This window comes from Streptomyces sp. MBT53, assembly GCF_016654115.1.
Classification (GTDB): Bacteria; Actinomycetota; Actinomycetes; order Streptomycetales; family Streptomycetaceae; genus Streptomyces.
On sequence record NZ_JAEQAZ010000194.1, the window covers coordinates 1 to 17,080 of the forward strand.

Annotated in this window: 14 protein-coding genes and 2 pseudogenes; 14 read left to right on the top strand and 2 right to left on the bottom strand. The window is 70.0% G+C overall.

The features are described 5' to 3' along the window. A pseudogene (locus JHN45_RS42195) lies at window positions 1-619 on the bottom strand (PucR family transcriptional regulator); the annotation flags it as partial. A 144-nt stretch (window positions 620-763) separates the two neighbouring features. Here JHN45_RS42195 and JHN45_RS42200 point away from each other — a divergent pair. The 5 genes and pseudogenes from JHN45_RS42200 (at window position 764) to JHN45_RS54220 (ending at window position 4,899) form a co-directional block, all read left to right on the top strand. After that, window positions 764-1,690 (top strand): proline dehydrogenase family protein, encoded by a 927-nt coding sequence (locus tag JHN45_RS42200; protein WP_200712636.1) that lies wholly within the window; start codon window positions 764-766, stop codon window positions 1,688-1,690. A 38-nt stretch (window positions 1,691-1,728) separates the two neighbouring features. Continuing rightward, window positions 1,729-3,360 carry an L-glutamate gamma-semialdehyde dehydrogenase gene (gene pruA, locus JHN45_RS42205; protein ID WP_201054636.1) on the top strand — a complete coding sequence of 544 codons (1,632 nt, stop codon included), beginning with the start codon at window positions 1,729-1,731 and terminating at the stop codon, window positions 3,358-3,360. Between the two features lie 91 nt (window positions 3,361-3,451). After that, entirely contained in the window at window positions 3,452-4,264 is an 813-nt protein-coding gene (locus tag JHN45_RS42210) for an alpha/beta hydrolase (RefSeq protein ID WP_307783343.1), read from the top strand. 98 nt (window positions 4,265-4,362) lie between these two features. Next, window positions 4,363-4,500, top strand: a pseudogene (locus tag JHN45_RS53595) (aminoglycoside 2'-N-acetyltransferase); the annotation flags it as partial. 267 nt (window positions 4,501-4,767) lie between these two features. Then, entirely contained in the window at window positions 4,768-4,899 is a 132-nt protein-coding gene (locus tag JHN45_RS54220) for a hypothetical protein (RefSeq protein ID WP_019068673.1), read from the top strand. Window positions 4,900-4,957: 58 nt separating this feature from the next. On the opposite strand, the gene JHN45_RS42215 is transcribed toward JHN45_RS54220, so the two are convergent. Further along, window positions 4,958-6,523 (bottom strand): metallophosphoesterase family protein, encoded by a 1,566-nt coding sequence (locus tag JHN45_RS42215; protein ID WP_200712640.1) that lies wholly within the window; start codon window positions 6,521-6,523, stop codon window positions 4,958-4,960. A gap of 142 nt (window positions 6,524-6,665) precedes the next feature. On the opposite strand from JHN45_RS42215, the gene JHN45_RS42220 reads away from it, so the two are divergent. The 9 genes from JHN45_RS42220 (at window position 6,666) to JHN45_RS42260 (ending at window position 17,049) form a co-directional block, all read left to right on the top strand. Continuing rightward, complete coding sequence (locus JHN45_RS42220) at window positions 6,666-7,709, top strand: 3-isopropylmalate dehydrogenase (protein ID WP_200712641.1); 1,044 nt, start codon at window positions 6,666-6,668, stop codon at window positions 7,707-7,709. Window positions 7,710-7,972: 263 nt separating this feature from the next. Beyond that, entirely contained in the window at window positions 7,973-9,061 is a 1,089-nt protein-coding gene (locus tag JHN45_RS42225) for a branched-chain amino acid aminotransferase (protein ID WP_200712642.1), read from the top strand. 95 nt (window positions 9,062-9,156) lie between these two features. After that, a complete protein-coding gene (locus JHN45_RS42230) occupies window positions 9,157-10,224 on the top strand; it encodes a hypothetical protein (protein WP_200712643.1) in 1,068 nt (355 codons plus the stop codon). Window positions 10,225-10,237: 13 nt separating this feature from the next. Further along, complete coding sequence (locus JHN45_RS42235) at window positions 10,238-11,575, top strand: KamA family radical SAM protein (RefSeq protein ID WP_200712644.1); 1,338 nt, start codon at window positions 10,238-10,240, stop codon at window positions 11,573-11,575. Window positions 11,576-11,667: 92 nt separating this feature from the next. Beyond that, complete coding sequence (gene ureA, locus JHN45_RS42240; RefSeq protein ID WP_200712645.1) at window positions 11,668-12,351, top strand: urease subunit gamma; 684 nt, start codon at window positions 11,668-11,670, stop codon at window positions 12,349-12,351. Further along, window positions 12,348-14,018, top strand: a complete 1,671-nt coding sequence (locus JHN45_RS42245; RefSeq protein ID WP_200712646.1) for an urease subunit alpha — start codon at window positions 12,348-12,350, stop codon at window positions 14,016-14,018. Before ureA ends, JHN45_RS42245 begins: the two co-directional genes overlap by 4 nt. 17 nt (window positions 14,019-14,035) lie before the next feature. After that, on the top strand, window positions 14,036-15,049 hold the full coding sequence (locus JHN45_RS42250) for an agmatine/peptidylarginine deiminase (protein WP_200712647.1): 1,014 nt from the start codon (window positions 14,036-14,038) through the stop codon (window positions 15,047-15,049). 11 nt (window positions 15,050-15,060) lie between these two features. Further along, window positions 15,061-15,660 (top strand): TetR/AcrR family transcriptional regulator, encoded by a 600-nt coding sequence (locus tag JHN45_RS42255; protein WP_200712648.1) that lies wholly within the window; start codon window positions 15,061-15,063, stop codon window positions 15,658-15,660. 120 nt (window positions 15,661-15,780) lie between these two features. Next, complete coding sequence (locus tag JHN45_RS42260) at window positions 15,781-17,049, top strand: PD40 domain-containing protein (protein WP_200712649.1); 1,269 nt, start codon at window positions 15,781-15,783, stop codon at window positions 17,047-17,049. Window positions 17,050-17,080: the final 31 nt, after the last annotated feature.

The following is a 17,080-nucleotide window of genomic DNA, read 5'->3' on the forward strand; positions in this document are numbered from 1 at the left end:
CGTCCGGGTCGGCGGTCGACGGCCAGGGGGCGACGCAGACCATCGTGTGCGGGCCGTCGCCGCGTGCGCCGAGGGCCGTTCGCAGTGCCGCGACCGCCATGTCCCGCTGCCAGCCGCGCTCGGCGGTGAGGACCGCGCGGAGTTCGCGGGTGAGGTCGGCGCCCGCCTGCGCCTCGTCCGCGAGCAGCGCGCCGATGCGGGTCGTCACCGCCATGGCCGCGTCCAGCTGCGGGGCGGTGGGCCCGGGGTCGTCGGCCAGGAGCCAGACGTAGCCGAGGACGACGCCCCGATGGCGTACGGGAAGGCAGATACGGCCTCGGTAGACGCCTGCCTCGGGGGTGGGCGGGATACGGACCGGGCCGGTCGCCCGGGTGATGCCGAAGCCCTCGAACCAGGTGCGGATCGCCGCCGTGGAGCGCCGGGTCAGGATCGAGCGGGTGCGGACGGGGTCCAGGGCGGTCGGGTCCAGGTCGCCCTCGCCGTCGTAGGCCCCGAAGGCGATCAGTTCGAAGTCGCGGTTCTCCAGGGTCGCCGGGGCGCCGAGCAGTTCGGAGATCTCGTCGACGAGCTCCTGGTAGTCGCCTCTGGAATCGGATGTCACCCGGGCATTCTCGCGCATTCCCCGGCCGAATCCGTGCCGCCTTCATACATCTGTCTGAGATCTGCGGCACGGATGCGTGACAGCTGTCGATGGTCGACGATCGGAGACAACCCTAGGTTTCACGGTGGTTCCCCTTATGTCCGACTGCTTGGAGGTACCCCCGTGCTGGGTCCCGTGATTCTCGCCGCCTCGCGCAGCGATCAGATGCGTCGGCTGATCTCGGCGGCGCCGGTGACCAAGCAGGTCGTGGACCGCTTCATCCCCGGCGAGACCGTCGACGAGATCGTGCCGATCGTCCAGGACCTCACCGCCAAGGGCCTGGAGCTGACGATGGACGTCGTCGGCGAGGACATCACCACCCCCGAGCAGGCCGCCGCCGCCCGTGACGCCTATCTGACCCTCGTCGACCGGCTGGCAGAGCTCGAACTGGGTACCCGGGCCGAGATGTCGATCAAGCTGTCCATGTTCGGGCAGGCGCTGGAGGGCGGTCACGAACTCGCCCTCGCCAACGTCCGGCCCGTCGTCGAGGCCGCCGCCGCCATCGGTACGACCGTCACGCTCGACGCCGAGGACCACACCACCCTCGACTCGATGTTCGCGATCCACGAGGAGCTGCGGAAGGACTTCCCTCAGACGGGCTGCGTCATCCAGGCCTACCTCTTCCGCACCGAGTCCGACGCCCGCCGCCTCGCCGAGGCCGGCAGCCGGGTGCGGCTCGTGAAGGGCGCCTACAAGGAGCCCGCCGAGGTCGCCTACCAGCAGAAACACGAGATCGACAAGGCGTACGTCCGGATTCTGCGGATCCTGATGGAGGGGGACGGGTACCCGATGGTCGGGTCCCACGACCCGCGCCTCATCTCCATCGCACAGGAGCTGGCCCGGCGCGCGGGCCGCAAGCTCGACGAGTACGAGTTCCAGATGCTGTACGGGATCAGGAGCGACGAGCATCTGCGGCTCGCCGCCGAAGGTCACCGTATGCGCGTGTACACCGCCTACGGCACGGACTGGTACGGCTACTTCATGCGGAGGCTGGCGGAGAAGCCGGCCAACCTCCTCTTCTTCGCGCGATCCACCCTCACCAAGGGCTGACCCCAACACCCGCTCACGTACAAGGAGTTACGGATCTCATGGACGCTGTGACCCAGGTCCCCACCCCCGTCAACGAGCCGGTGCACGGCTACGCGCCCGGCTCTCCCGAGCGCGCCCGTCTCGAGGTCAAGCTCAAGGAGCTGGCCGAGAACCCGATCGACCTGCCGATGACCGCCGGCGGCGAGCGGCGGATGGGCGGCGGCGAGCGCGTCGACGTCGTCCAGCCGCACAACCACAAGGCGCGGCTCGGCACTTACGCCAACGCCACCCAGGACGACGCCCAGGACGCGATCGACGCGGCCCTCGCCGCCGCGCCCGCCTGGCGCGCGATGTCCTTCGACGACCGTGCCGCGATCATCCTGCGCGCCGCCGAACTCCTCTCCGGCCCCTGGCGCGAGACCCTGGCCGCCTCCACCATGCTCGGCCAGTCCAAGACCGCCCAGCAGGCCGAGATCGACTGTCCCTGCGAGCTCGTCGACTTCTGGCGCTTCAACGTCAAGTACGCCCGCGACCTGCTCGCCGAGCAGCCCCCGGCCAACTCCCCGGGCGTCTGGAACCGCCTCGACCACCGCCCGCTCGAAGGCTTCGTCTACGCGATCACGCCCTTCAACTTCACCGCGATCGCGGGCAACCTGCCGACCGCGCCCGCGCTGATGGGCAATGTCGTCGTCTGGAAGCCGTCGCCGACGCAGACCCACTCCGCCGTGCTGCTCATGCAGTTGCTGGAGGAGGCGGGGCTCCCCAAGGGCGTCATCAACCTCGTCACCGGCGACGGCATCGAGGTGTCGAAGGTCGCCCTTGAGCACCGCGACCTCGCCGCCATCCATTTCACCGGGTCCACCAAGACCTTCCAGTACCTGTGGAAGACGGTCGGCACCAACATCGAGAAGTACCGCTCCTACCCGCGCCTCGTCGGCGAGACCGGCGGCAAGGACTTCGTCGTCGCCCACCCGAGCGCCGACCGCGCGGTGTTGAAGACGGCGCTGACCCGTGGCGCCTTCGAGTACCAGGGGCAGAAGTGCTCCGCGACCTCCCGCGCGTACATCCCGGCGTCGATCTGGAACTCCGGTTTCAAGGAGGAATTCGCCGCCGAGGTCGACTACTTGACGATGGGTGACGTCACCGACCTCGCCAACTTCGTCGGCGCGGTCATCGACGAGCGCGCGTTCGCCAAGAACAAGGCGGCCATCGACCGCGCCAAGGCGGACCCCAACTGCACGATCGTCGCGGGCGGTTCGTACGACGACTCGGTCGGTTACTTCGTCCGCCCGACGGTCGTCGAGTGCAGCGACCCGGCCAACGAGGTGTTCACGACCGAGTACTTCGGCCCGTTCCTCGCGGTGCACGTCTACGAGGACGAGAACTACGACGAGATGCTGACCCAGATGGAGTCGGTGTCCGACTACGCCCTCACCGGCTCGGTCATCTCCAACGACCGTGCCGCGGCGGCCTACACGATGGAGAAGCTGCGCTACGCGGCCGGCAACTTCTACATCAACGACAAGTCCACCGGCGCGGTCGTCGGCCAGCAGCCCTTCGGCGGCGGCCGTTCCTCCGGCACCAACGACAAGGCCGGCGCCCCGCAGAACCTGATGCGCTGGACCCTGACCCGCGCCATCAAGGAGACGCTGGTCGCGCCGACCGACTACACGTACCCGCACATGGGCTGAGCCACAGGCGGCCCGCAACCGGCAGACTCCCCGTCATGACCCCAACCCGTACGCAGGACACGGCGGTCACGGCGGACGACGGAGTACGGCTGTGGGCCTCCCGGTCCGCGGACGCCGTGGCACGCCCGACACCCCACCCCTGGTGCTGTGCCACGGCGGACCCGGACTCTGGGACATGTCCGAGGACGTGGCCGGGATGCTCGACTCCCGTACCACGGTGGTCCGTTGGGACCAGCGCGGCTGCGGGCGGTCCGAGCCGTGCGCGGGCCCGTGGACCACCGGACGCTTCGTGGCCGATCTCGACGCCGTACGACGGCACTTCGCACTGGAACGGCCCGTACTGCTCGGCCATTCCTGGGGTGCCTCGCTCGCCCTGAGCTACGCCCTCGCCCACCCGGACCGGGTCGCCGCGCTGATCTACGTCAGCGGCACCGGCATCGGACCGGACGCCGACTGGCACGGCGCCTTCGAGGAGAACCTACTCGCCCGGCTCGGCGAGGACCCCCAACGGCTCGCCCGCTGGCGGAAGTTGCCCGACGACAGCCGCGAACGGGCCGTGCTTCAGTGGTCCGCCGAGTTCGTGGACCGGAAGCGGGCCGTCGAGCACGCGGAGCGGATGGCCGACCCCTGGTTCCCCATCAACTTCCCCTGCAACAAAGCCCTCAACGCCGAGGCGAGACGGACCGCCGGCACCCCCGCCCTGTACGCCGCCTGCGAGGCCCTAGACCTCCCCGTGCTCATCGTCGACGGGGAGCGGGACATCCGCCCCCGGTCGGGCGTCGACTCGCTGGAGCGGGCGCTGCCCCGGGTACGGCGGGTGACCCTGGCGGGCGCCGGGCACCTCCCGTGGGTCGAGGACCCGCACGGGTTCCGCGAAGCCGTGCTGAGAGCGATGCGCCCATGACGTCAACGCGGGCACGACGTCAACGCGGTCATGACAGCGATGCGGCGATGACGGCACGCCGTGGGCCCGTGTCTCCGATACTGACCCCGTGACCATAGATCTCCGCCCTCGGCCCGGACGGCATCGTCCATCTGCCCGAGGAGGAGGACAGCACCTACGTCCGCACCGCGCTCGCCGGACCCCTCGACCTCGACGCCGATCTCCTCTTCGACTGGCGTGACGGAGACGTGCTCTGACGCCTCACCGCGTTTTGTGAAACCGCAGGTCAACGCCACGTGACTCGTTTCACCGTCTCAGATAGTAGGAAGTCCGAGTAATTGTGGAGACAGATGCGCGGTCCTGTCCTAGCTTTGTAGGAGCCGAACGTCTCGCTAGACCAAGCGAATGGCGGTCGTGAGCCGGACACCGCGCAGGCAATCCCTGTGGTCCGCCGCTCCCCGCCCCCTCCGGCGTCTCGTAACCCCCTTCAGCACTCCAGGAATCATCGAAGGAGTCGATTCTCCATGGCCGAGACGACCGTCCGCCGCCGCGTCCGCCACGTGACCCGCACCAGCGAGTCCGAGCGCAAGAACGCCGCCGCCGCTCTCCAGCGCGCCCTCGACCGCCGGGACAACGGCGGCGAGACCGGCCACTGAGCAGCAGTAACACCACCCATCAGCCGGGAGCCGCGCCCGCACGGGGTGCGGCGCGGTCTCACCGACCGCGCCGCACCTCGAAGTGGTCGACGCGCTTGCCGTTCTGGTCCAGCGCCGACACCCTGAGCCTCGGCGTGCTGCCGCTCTCCGCCTCCACCGAGAGGAGGGAGAAGCCCCGGTAGCGCACCCGCGACCACTCCACCGTCTCCGCCTGGCTGTGCTGGCCCTTCGCCCACTGCATGGTGTCGACCGTCCCGTGCCGGGTGACGTGCCCCTCGTAGCTCTCCTTGACGCCCGCCGGGAAGCCGTACAGATCCCGGCCGCCGCCGCCCGCCGTGACGTAGACGATCCCGTCCTTGGTCGGATCGGTGGCCGCGCCGATGGGGACCGCCCGGCCGACCGCGCCGTTCTTGATCGCGTCGGTCCGCTCGTAGACGTGGTTGTGCCCGTTGATCACCAGGTCCACCTGGTGCTTCGCGAACACCGGCAGCCACTCCGCCCGCACCCCGCCGTCCGAGGCGTGCGCGGAGGTCGAGTAGGCGCAGTGGTGGAAGAAGACGACGAGGAAGTCGACCCCCTTGGCCGCCCGCAGCTCCCGCAGCCTGCGGTCCAGCCACTTCGTCTGCTTTCCGCCCGTGTAGCCGAGGTTGGCGGTGATCTCGTACGACACGTCGTTCGCGTCGAGCGCCACGACGCCGACGTTGCCGTAGACGAAGGAGTACACGCCCGGCGCGTGCGACGGGTCGAAGCCGTTGTCCGGGAGGGACCAGCGGGCGAGCTGGCCGCCGTAGCCGTCGGGGGAGTACCAGGCCTCCATGTCGTGGTTGCCGGTCGTCACCATCCACGGGACGGTCCGGGAGACGCCCTCGTTCTGCTTGAGGAAGAGATCCCAGTACGTCGGGTCGTAGCCGTCCGTCGTCTTGCCCTGCCCGTTGGTGTCCGCGTAGCAGATGTCACCGGCGTGGAGGTGGAACGCGGGGTTCTCGCGCAGGATCACCTGGTCGTTGGCGGCGGCCGCGTTGCTCACGCCCTGGTCGCCGAAGGCCGTGAACACGAACCTCTCCGGGCTCCCCGGTGCCGTGCGGAACGAGCCGATCGTCGAGCGGTGGGCCGGGGCGGCCGGGTCGAAGCCCTCGTGGCCGACGCCGTAGTAGTACGTCGTGCCGGGGCGGAGGCCGTCCAGGGCCGCGTGGACGTAGTACTGCTCGACGGCCGGGCGGACGCCGGTCAGGCCGGGGGTGTGCAGGGCGCGTACCTCGGCGGAGATCCGGCGGCTGAGGTCGTCGGGCTTCGAACCCACGCGGACGTACGGCTTCTTGACCGCGAACGGCACCTGCCAGGAGATCCGCATCTCCGTCATCGGGTCGGTGCCGAAGGCGAGATGGCGGCCGAAGGGGGTGACCACCGCGCCGGGCACCTTCGAGGTGGCGGGGGAGGGGAGCGTGGCTTTGCTGTCGGTGGTGCCGCTCTTGCCGGCGCACCCCGTCAGCAGGCCGCCCGCCACCATGCCCGCCGTCACCAGCGTGCGGCGCCGGGTCAGCTTCGTGCGCAGGTACTCGTACTGCTCGGCCATGCTCATCCGGACCGCGAGGTGCTCCGGGATGCCGACGTCAGGTGTCTCCATGTCGATGAAGCTCCCCCAGAAGTCCAACGGCCTCCCAGCGTAGGGGTGAACACAGGTCGAATGGCTGACACCGGCGCCCGGGAGCCGTCCGCATCATGGACACCCGGTGTCATCCCATGGGACGCGGAGTACGGTGTCGGGCATGTCTCGCAGCATCGATCTCGCAGTGATCCCCGGTGACGGCATCGGTCAGGAAGTCGTGGCCGAAGGTCTCAAGGTCCTCTCCGCCGTCCTTCCGCAGGACGTGAAGCTGGAGACCAAGGAGTTCGACTTCGGCGCCCGGCGCTATCACGCCACCGGTGAGACCCTCACCGAGGACGACCTCGCCGCGCTGAAGCCGCACGACGCGATCCTGCTGGGTGCGATCGGTGACCCGAGTGTTCCGTCCGGGGTCCTGGAGCGCGGCTTCCTGCTGAAGCTCCGCTTCGCCTTCGACCACCACGTGAACCTGCGGCCGAGCAAGCTGCTCCCGGGAGTGGCGACCCCGCTCGCCGGTGAGCCGGAGATCGACTTCGTCGTGGTCCGCGAGGGCACCGAGGGCCCGTACACCGGCAACGGCGGCACCATCCGCAAGGGCACCGAGCACGAGGTCGCCACCGAGGTCTCCGTCAACACCGCCTTCGGTGTCGAGCGGGTCGTCCGTGACGCTTTCGCCCGTGCCCAGGCCCGCCCGCGCAAGAAGCTCACGCTGGTCCACAAGAACAACGTGCTGACCTTCGCCGGCCACCTGTGGACGAACGTCTTCAACAAGGTCGCGGCCGAGTTCCCCGAGGTCACCACCGACTACATCCACGTCGACGCGGCGACGATCTACCTCGTCACCGACCCGGCCCGCTTCGACGTGATCGTCACCGACAACCTCTTCGGCGACATCATCACCGACCTCGCCGCGGCCGTCTCCGGCGGCATCGGCGTCGCCGCGAGCGGGAACATCAACCCGTCCGGCGAGTTCCCCTCGATGTTCGAGCCCGTGCACGGCTCGGCCCCGGACATCGCGGGCCAGGGCAAGGCCGACCCCACCGCCACGGTCCTGTCCGTCGCCCTCCTGCTGCGCCACCTCGGCTACGAGGCCGAGGCCGTGCGCATCGAGGAGGCCGTCTCCGCCGACCTCGCGGAGCGCACCGGCAAGCCCGCGCGCAGCACCACCGAGATCGGCGACGCGCTCGCCGTACGAGTAGCCGGCTGACCCGCCGCACTACTCGAAATCTCTCGCAATATTTCGAAGCCGCCGGGTCGCAACCGCACCCGGCGGCTTTTCTTACGTCCCCGCCGGGTGCCACCATCATCCCTGGGTCGCATTCACGCCGTTTTCGTCCACGGTCCCCCGCGCGCGATAATCGAACGCGGAGCCGCGGAATGAGGGAATGCTCGGACGTCCTAACACTGGCCACTGGCAGTCGAGGGCGTGAGCGCGGCCCGTCACACACAACCGGTGAAGGACAACCACTCATGACGACGCCCACGATCGAGCTCAAGCCCTCGGCCTCGCCACTTTCCGCCGCCGAGCGCGACGCGATTCTGGCGAACCCCGGGTTCGGCCGCCACTTCACCGATCACATGGTGACGATCAAGTGGACCGAGGGCCGCGGCTGGCACGACGGCCAGCTCGTGCCGTACGGCCCGCTCTCCCTCGACCCCGCGAACATGACCCTGCACTACGCGCAGGAGATCTTCGAGGGCCTCAAGGCGTACCGCCAGGCCGACGGCTCGGTGGCCACCTTCCGCCCCGAGAAGAACGCCCGCCGCTTCCAGACCTCCGCCCGCCGCCTCGGCATGCCCGAGCTGCCGGTCGAGACGTTCATCGAGGCCTGTGACGTGCTGGTCCAGCAGGACCGCGACTGGGTCCCGGCGCACGGCGGCGAGGAGTCCCTGTACCTGCGCCCGTTCATGATCGCGACCGAGGTCGGCCTGGGCGTGAAGCCCGCCAACGAGTACCTCTTCCTGGTCATCGCCTCCCCGGCCGGCGCCTACTTCCCCGGTGGCGTGAAGCCCGTCTCCATCTGGGTCTCCGAGGACCACGTCCGCGCCGTCCCCGGCGGCATGGGCGACGCCAAGACCGGCGGCAACTACGCCGCGTCCCTCCTCGCCCAGGCCGAGGCCGCCGAGCAGGGCTGCGCCCAGGTCTGCTACCTCGACGCGGTCGAGCGCACGTGGGTCGAGGAACTCGGCGGCATGAACCTGTACTTCGTCTACGGCAACAGGATCGTCACCCCCACCCTCACCGGCTCCATCCTGGAGGGCGTCACCCGCGACTCCCTCCTCACCCTCGCCCGCGACCTCGGCTACGAGCCGGAAGAGGGCCGTGTCTCCATCGACCAGTGGCAGCGCGACTCCGAGAACGGCACCCTCACCGAGGTCTTCGCCTGCGGCACGGCCGCGGTCATCACCCCGGTCGGCACGGTCAAGCGCACCGGCGCCGAGTGGCAGCAGTCGGGCGGTGAGCCCGGCGAGGTGACCCTGCGCCTGCGCGGCGCCCTCCTCGACATCCAGCGCGGTGACGTGGTCGACAAGCACGGGTGGATGCACCCCCTGGGCTGAGCCGGACGGCCGGACACCGGTTCGACGCGTATCGCCTCCCCCGTGCGGGTATCCACTGATTCCGCAGGACACGGAAACACGGGGGAGGGAACGCGGTGAGTGGTGGGCCGATACCGCGACTGCGCTGGTTGCTGCGCACGTTACGCACCCCGCGCCGCCCGCAGAGCCTCACCGTGCTCCTCCTGCTCGCCGCCGGCGCGGGCCTGTTGCTGTGGTTCGCCAAGCACATGGACAACTACGGCGAGAACCTCGCCCTCAACCTGGGCACCGACATCGTCGGCGTCGTCGTCACCGTCTTCGTGATCGGCCCGCTGATCTCCCGCGCCCAGGAGGGCCGGGTCCGCGAACACACCCGGCTCGACTACGAGTGGTTCAGCGCCCAGGTCTACGGCTCGACGTCGAACGTGAAGGTGCTGGACACCTTCTCCAACCTGTTCGGCCCCCAGTACTCCGAACGCCTCTTCCGCGGCATCAGGTCCGCCACCGCGCACGGCGCCCGGGTGCAGATCCTGCTCCTGGACCCCGACTCCCTCGCCGTGATCCTGCGCGGGCGCGAACTCGGCGAGCAGAGCGCCGACATCCGCCGCGACATCATGCGCAACCTGCGCACGCTCGGCCACTTCGCGCGCCGACTCGACGACACCTCACGCCAGTTCCTCGAAGTCCGGCTCTGCTCGACCTCGCCGGGCGTGACCCTCTACCGCTGGGACGAACGCTCCCTGGTCTCCTTCCTCACCGTCGGCCGCCTCTCCGGCGAGGGCGTCCAGCTCGAAGTCGCCGTCCGCTCCCCGCTCGGCGCCTTCGTGGAGCAGCGCTTCGACGAACTGTGGCAGCAGAGCAAGCCGATGGAACGGTTCACCCATCTGCCGGTGACCCTGGTCGACGCGACCGACGGCCGCCGGGAGTTCACCTGCCGCTTCGTCTACGTCGACGACAGCCCGTATGTCGCCGGGCACGACCTCGTCTCCTACATGGCACGCCATCGCCTCGACCAACTCTCCGCGTACAGCGAGAACTTGACCGTGCCGGGTGCCCACGAACTGATCGTCGTGGACGACGAGAGCGACCTTCATCAGCTGCTGAGACAGCACTTCACGGAGAAGTACGATGCGTCGGCGACCGCATTCGTCGAACTGCGGCCGGCGGTCCTGGTCACGGAATAGAGGCCCTGCACCAATGAGTTCAGCGCTCCACCTCGCTCCACCACACACGAGCACCCGATTTCGCGCCTTCACGCCCCGTGACCTGGACGGACTGCTGAAACGCGTGTCCCTGTCGGCCACCGAACGGCTCGCCCTGAGGGCCGTCTCCTCGGTGCTGCCCTTCCGCACGAACAGTTACGTCGTCGACGAGCTGATCGACTGGTCGGCGGTGCCGGACGATCCGATCTTCCGGCTGACGTTCCCGCAGGCCGGGATGTTGCCCGAACCCGACCTCAAGCAGATGGCCGACCTCCTCTCCCAGGAGGCGCCGAAGGCCGAAGTCCTGCGCGCGGCCCACGAGATCCGGATGAAGCTGAACCCGCATCCCTCGGGCCAGCTCGACGCCAACGTGCCCGTGCACGAGGGCGAGCGCCTGGAGGGCCTCCAGCACAAGTACCCGGAAACGGTGCTGGTCTTCCCGCGCCAGGGCCAGACCTGCCACGCCTACTGCACCTACTGCTTCCGCTGGCCCCAGTTCGTCGGCGAGTCCGAACTCCGCATCGCCACCGACGACATCGCGACCACGTCCGCCTACCTCCGCGCCCACCCCGAGGTCACCAGCACGCTCATCACGGGCGGCGACCCACTGGTCATGAGCACCGAGGTGCTGAGCCGCTACGTCGACCCCCTCCTCGAGATCGACACGATCCGCTCGATCCGCATCGGCACCAAGTCCCTCGCGTTCTGGCCCTACCGCTTCACGACCGACCGCGACGCCGACGACCTGCTGCGCCTCTTCGAGAAGGTGGTGGCGAGCGGCCGTCACCTCGCGCTGATGGCCCACTTCACCCACCCGCAGGAGCTGCGTCCACCGGTCGTGCGGGAGGCGATGCGCCGGGTACGGGCCACGGGCGCCGTGATCCGCTGCCAGGGCCCCCTGGTGGCCGGCATCAACGACAACGCCGAGGCCTGGGCCGAACTGTGGGACGAGACGACCACGCTCGGCGCGGTGCCGTACTACCAGTTCGTCGAGCGCGACACCGGCCCCCAGGGCTACTTCGGCGTCCCGCTGGCCCGCGGCCACCAGATCTTCCGCGACGCCTACGCCCGCGTCTCCGGCCTCGCCCGCACGGTCCGCGGCCCGGTGATGTCCGCGATGCCGGGCAAGGTCTGCGTCGACGGCATCGCGGAGGTGGCCGGCAAGAAGGTCTTCGTCCTCCACCTGATCCAGGCCCGCGACCCCTCCCTGGTCGACCGCCCGTTCTTCGCGACCTACGACGAGACGGCGACCTGGTTCACGGACCTGCGCCCGGCGTTCGGGGCGAGCGAGTTCCTGCCGGGGCTGCCCTGTCTAGAGCACCGCACAAGCTGACATCGAAGGCACCGAAACACTTCAAACGGACTTGTTTCCTTTTTCCGTGACCCGAGTTTAGAGTGCTGCTCTAAACGAAGGGACGGAACCTCATGCGGCTCACGCCCACCGAACGCGACCGCCTCCTGCTCTTCGGTGCCGCCGAGCTGGCCCGCGCCCGCAAGGCGCGCGGCCTGCGGCTCAACGTGCCGGAGGCCACCGCGCTCATCGCGGACACGGTGTGCGAGGCGGCCCGGGACGGTCTCAGGCTCGCTCTCGCGATCGAGCGTGCCCGGTCGGTCCTGGGGCCCGACGACGTCCTGCCGGGCGTCGCGGACGTCGTCACCGAGGTCCACGTCGAGGCGGTCTTCGACGACGGTTCGCGCCTCGCGATCGTCTCCGACCCCATCGGCGGCGGAGCGCTCGCCGACCACGCCCCGGGCGCGCTCCTCCCCGGCCCCGCGCACGCCGAGCCCGAGGCGGTCGTCCGGCTCACCGTCACCAACACCGCGACCGTCCCCGTCTCCGTGACCTCCCACTTCCACTTCTTCGAGGCCAACCCGCGCCTCGACTTCCCACGCGCCGAGGCCTACGGCATGCGGCTCGCCGTCCCCGCCGGATCGTCCGTCCGCTTCGGCCCCGGCGAGAGCGCCGAGGTCGGTCTGCTCCCGATCGGCGGCGAGCGGATCGCGATCGGTTTCGCCGGGCTCGTCGACGGACCGCTGGACGCGCCGGGCGCGAAGGAAGAAGCCCTGCGCCGGGCAATCGCCTGCGGATACCTGGGAGTTGAGCTGTGAACCCGTACGAGTACGCCGCCACTCACGGCCCCCGCGCCGGTGACCGCGTCCGCCTCGGCGACTCGGGCCTGACGATCCGCGTGGAGTCCGACTCGCAGCGCTACGGCGACGAGTTCCTCGCGGGCTTCGGCAAGACCGCCCGCGACGGACTGCACCTCAAGGCCGCCGCCGTGCGCGAGACCTGCGATGTGGTCGTCAGCAATGTCGTCGTGATCGACGCCGTGCAGGGCGTCCGCAAGGTGTCCATCGGGATCCGGGAAGGGCGGATCTGCTCCATCGGGCGGGCCGGGAACCCCGACACCCTCGACGGGGTCGACGTCGTCGTCGGCACCGGTACGTCCATCGTCTCCGGAGAGGGGCTCATCGCCACCGCCGGTGCCATCGACACGCACGTCCATCTGCTGTCGCCGCGCATCATGGAGGCCTCCCTCGCCTCCGGGGTCACCACGATCATCGGGCAGGAGTTCGGCCCGGTGTGGGGCGTCGGCGTCAACTCGCCCTGGGCACTGCGCCACACCTTCAACGCCTTCGACGCCTGGCCGGTCAACATCGGCTTCCTGGGCCGGGGTTCGTCGTCCGACGCGGCCCCGCTCGTTGAGGCGCTGGCCGAGGGCGGCGCGTCCGGCTTCAAGGTGCACGAGGACATGGGCGCCCACACCCGCGCGCTGGACACGGCGTTGCGGGTCGCCGAGGAGTACGACGTCCAAGTCGCCCTGCACAGCGACGGGTTGAACGAGTGCCTGTCCGTCGAGGACACCCTGCGCGTGCTGGAGGGCCGCACGATCCACGCCTTCCACATCGAGGGCTGCGGCGGCGGACATGTGCCGAATGTGCTGAAAATGGCCGGAGTTCCGAACGTCATCGGCTCCTCCACCAACCCCACCCTCCCCTTCGGCCGGGACGCGGTCGCCGAGCACTACGGCATGATCGTCTCCGTCCACGACCTGAAGACCGACCTGCCCGGCGACGCGGCGATGGCCCGCGACCGTATCCGCGCCGGGACGATGGGCGCGGAGGACGTGCTGCACGACCTGGGCGCGATCGGCATCACCTCGTCGGACGCGCAGGGCATGGGCCGGGCGGGGGAGACGGTCCGCCGTACGTTCGCGATGGCCGGGAAGATGAAGGCCGAACTCGGCGCCCCTGAGGACCACGACAACGAACGCGTCCTGCGCTATATCGCCAAGCTGACCATCAACCCCGCCATCGCGCACGGACTTGTCCACGAGGTGGGGTCGCTGGAGGTCGGCAAGCTCGCCGACATCGTGCTGTGGCGGCCCGAGTACTTCGGCGCGAAACCGCAGCTGGTGCTGAAGTCCGGATTCCCGGCCTACGGTGTGGTCGGCGACCCGAACGCGGCGACCGACACCTGCGAACCCCTCGTCCTGGGACCGCAGTTCGGCGCGCACGGCGGCACGCCCGCCGACATCTCCGTGGCGTTCGTCGCGCAGGCGGCCCTGGACCAGGGCAACGACACGATGCCGACTCGCCGCCGCCGGGTGGCGGTTCGCGGCACGCGCGGTATCGGCCCCGCCGACCTGCGGCTCAACTCCCGTACCGGAGCGGTCGACGTCGACCAGCGCACCGGCCTGGTCACCCTGGACGGCGAGCCGATCCGCTCCGAGCCCGCCGACTCGGTCTCCCTCAACCGCCTCTACTTCCTCTAGGCCCCCCGGAGTTCCTCATGACCTATCGCATGCCCCCCGAGTGGGCCCCGCACGAGCGCACCTGGATGGCCTGGCCGGGACCCAACCCCACCTTCACCACCGAGGAGGAGCTGGCCGAGGCCCGCGCCGCGTGGGCGTCCGTGGCTCGTGCCGTGCGCCGCTTCGAGCCGGTGACGATGGTGCACGGGCCCGGTCAGGGCGAGGGGGCACGCGCGTTGCTCGGCCCGGAGGTCGACCTGGTCGAGCGCGACCTCGACGACGCGTGGATGCGGGACATCGGCCCGACATTCGTCACCGACGGCTCTCAACTGGCCGCCGTCGACTGGACGTTCAACGGCTGGGGCGCCCAGGAGTGGGCCCGCTGGGAGCACGACTCCAAGATCGCCCGCCATGTCGCCGACCTGGCCGGAGTCCCGGCACTCAGCAGCGCTCTCGTCAACGAGGGCGGCGCGATCCACGTCGACGGCGAGGGCACGGTCCTGCTCACCGAGACCGTCCAGCTCGGCGCCGGCCGCAACCCCGGCTGGACGCGCGAGCAGGTCGAGGCGGAGATCCATGCCAGGCTCGGCACCACAAAGGCGATCTGGCTCCCGCACGGCCTCACCGGCGACTACGGCGTCTACGGCACCCAGGGCCACGTCGACATCGTCGCGGCCTTCGCGCGGCCCGGCACGGTACTGGTCCACAGCCAGCGCGACCCGGCCCACCCGGACCACGCCCGCTCCCAGGAGTACCTCGCCCTCCTGCGTGCCGAGACCGACGCGAAGGGCCGCCCGTTGGAGGTCGTGGAAGTCCCCGCCCCGCAGGTGCTGGAGGCCGACGGGCACTGGGTCGACTACTCCTACATCAACCACTACCTCTGCAACGGCGGGGTCGTGCTCTGCGCCTTCGACGACCCGCACGACGAGGTCGCGGCCGGGATCTTCCGGGGCCTCTTCCCCGAGCGGACGGTCACGCCGGTGGACGCCCGTACGATCTTCGCGGGCGGTGGCGGCATCCACTGCGTCACACAACAGCAGCCGAAGGTATAGGGAGTCGGGCGATGGCCGGTGGGCGGAAGAACGCGCCGCCGCGCGAGGAGGTGCTCGCCGCAGCCATGGGCATGATCGCCGAACGCGGTCTTGAACAACTCACCATGGCGGCGCTCGGCCGCGAGGTCGGCATGAGCAGCGGCCATCTCCTCTACTACTTCCACTCCAAGGACGAACTGCTGCTCCAGACCCTGGAGTGGAGCGAGGGCAGGCTCGGCGCGGAACGCGGACGCCTGCTCACCCGCACGGCCTCCGCACGCCAACGCCTGGACGCCTACGTCGACCTGTACGTCCCCGACGGCCACCGCGACCCGCACTGGACGCTCTGGCTGGAGGTCTGGAACCGCTCGCAGAACGCCGACGCTGTGGCACGTGACCGGCAGGCCGCCATCGAGGGAGTCTGGCACCGCGACCTCGTCGCCCTGATCGCGGAGGGCGTCTCGCGCGGCGAGTTCCGCCGAGTCGACCCCGACCGCTTCGCGGCCCGCCTCCGTGCCCTCCTCGACGGCTTCTCCATCCACGTGGCGATCGGCCTGCGCGGCACGGACCGGGCACAAGTTCTCGGCCACGTAAGGGAGTTCGTGGAAGAAGGGCTTCTCGCGGACGCGTGAGGATGCGCCCGGGTTGTACGCAGACGAGCGCATTGACCCGGGGTGCCCGGTGCGCTTGCATCCTTGTGAGTCCCCGGTGCGGGACCGGGGGAAGACAAGGTTTCGGGGGGAACCATGTTCATGTCCACACGCACCTCAAGCATCTCCTTAGGGGCCGCGCTGCTCCTCGCGCTGGGCGCCGCCGCCCCGGCGCTCTCGGCACCGCACGCGCCCCGCCTCGAACGGATCAGCACCGGCGCCCGCGGCACCCAGGCCGACGGAGCCTCCACCACACCCGCGATCAGCGCCGACGGCCGCTATGTGGCGTTCGCCTCGGCCGCGACCAACCTCGTCCCGGGCGACCACAACGGCGTCACCGACCTCTTCGTCCGCGATCTGCGCACCGGCCGTACGGTGCGCGTCGCGCAGGGGCCGATCGTGGACCGGTCGGCGTTCAGCGCGGACGGCAGGTATCTCGTCTTCGTCACCACGGCCGCGCTCACCAAGGGCGACACGAACGGCGCCGAGGACATCTACCTCCGCGACCTGCGGACCGGCCGCACCGAACGCGTCAGCCACGGTCACGCGCCGGCCACCCCGGCGCCCCACCTCAACAGCGCGCCCACCATCAGCGGGAACGGCCGCTACGTCGCCTACGTCACCGCGTCCCCGGACACCGTGCCCGGCGACACCAACGGCCGGGAGGACGTGGTCGTCCACGACCGCAGGACCGGCCGTGACGAACTGGTCCAGTTCACCACCGGCGGCGCCCAGGGCGACGGTGACGCGCTCCAGCCCGCGCTGGGCACCGACGGCCGCTATGTGGCGTTCACGACGTCGGCCCAGCTGGACCCGGCGCACGACTGGACCCACGCCCAGAACGTGTACGTCCGCGACCGGGTCAAGGGTGTCACCGAGCAGATCAGCATCCCCACCCGCTTCGTCTACAAGAGCAGTTCGTTCGGGCCGTCCATGAGCGCGAACACCCGCCTCGTCGCCTTCGCCTCCAACGTCGACAGCCTCGTCCCCGGCGACACCAACAAGACGACCGACGTGTTCCTCTTCGACCGGACCAGGCAGACCACCGTCCGTCTCAGCACCGCGGCCGACGGCACCCAGGGCGACGGGGCCAGCTACGGCGTGAGCCTGAGCGCCGACGGCCGGTACGCGGCGTTCAGTTCCAGCGCCACGAACCTCGTCCCCGGCGACACGGACGGCGTCGCCGACATCTTCGTCAAGGACCTGCGCACCGGCACGGTCCGACAACTGACCCCGGGCGCCGACGCCCCGACCTACCTCGTCGACCTCGACGCCGACGGCAGGTCCGCCACTCTCGCGTCCCCGGCCACCAACCTCGTCCCGGCCGACAGCAACGGCGTCTCCGACGTCTTCGTCGACCGCCTCAACTGACCGACCACCACGGATAGTTCACGGGGGAACC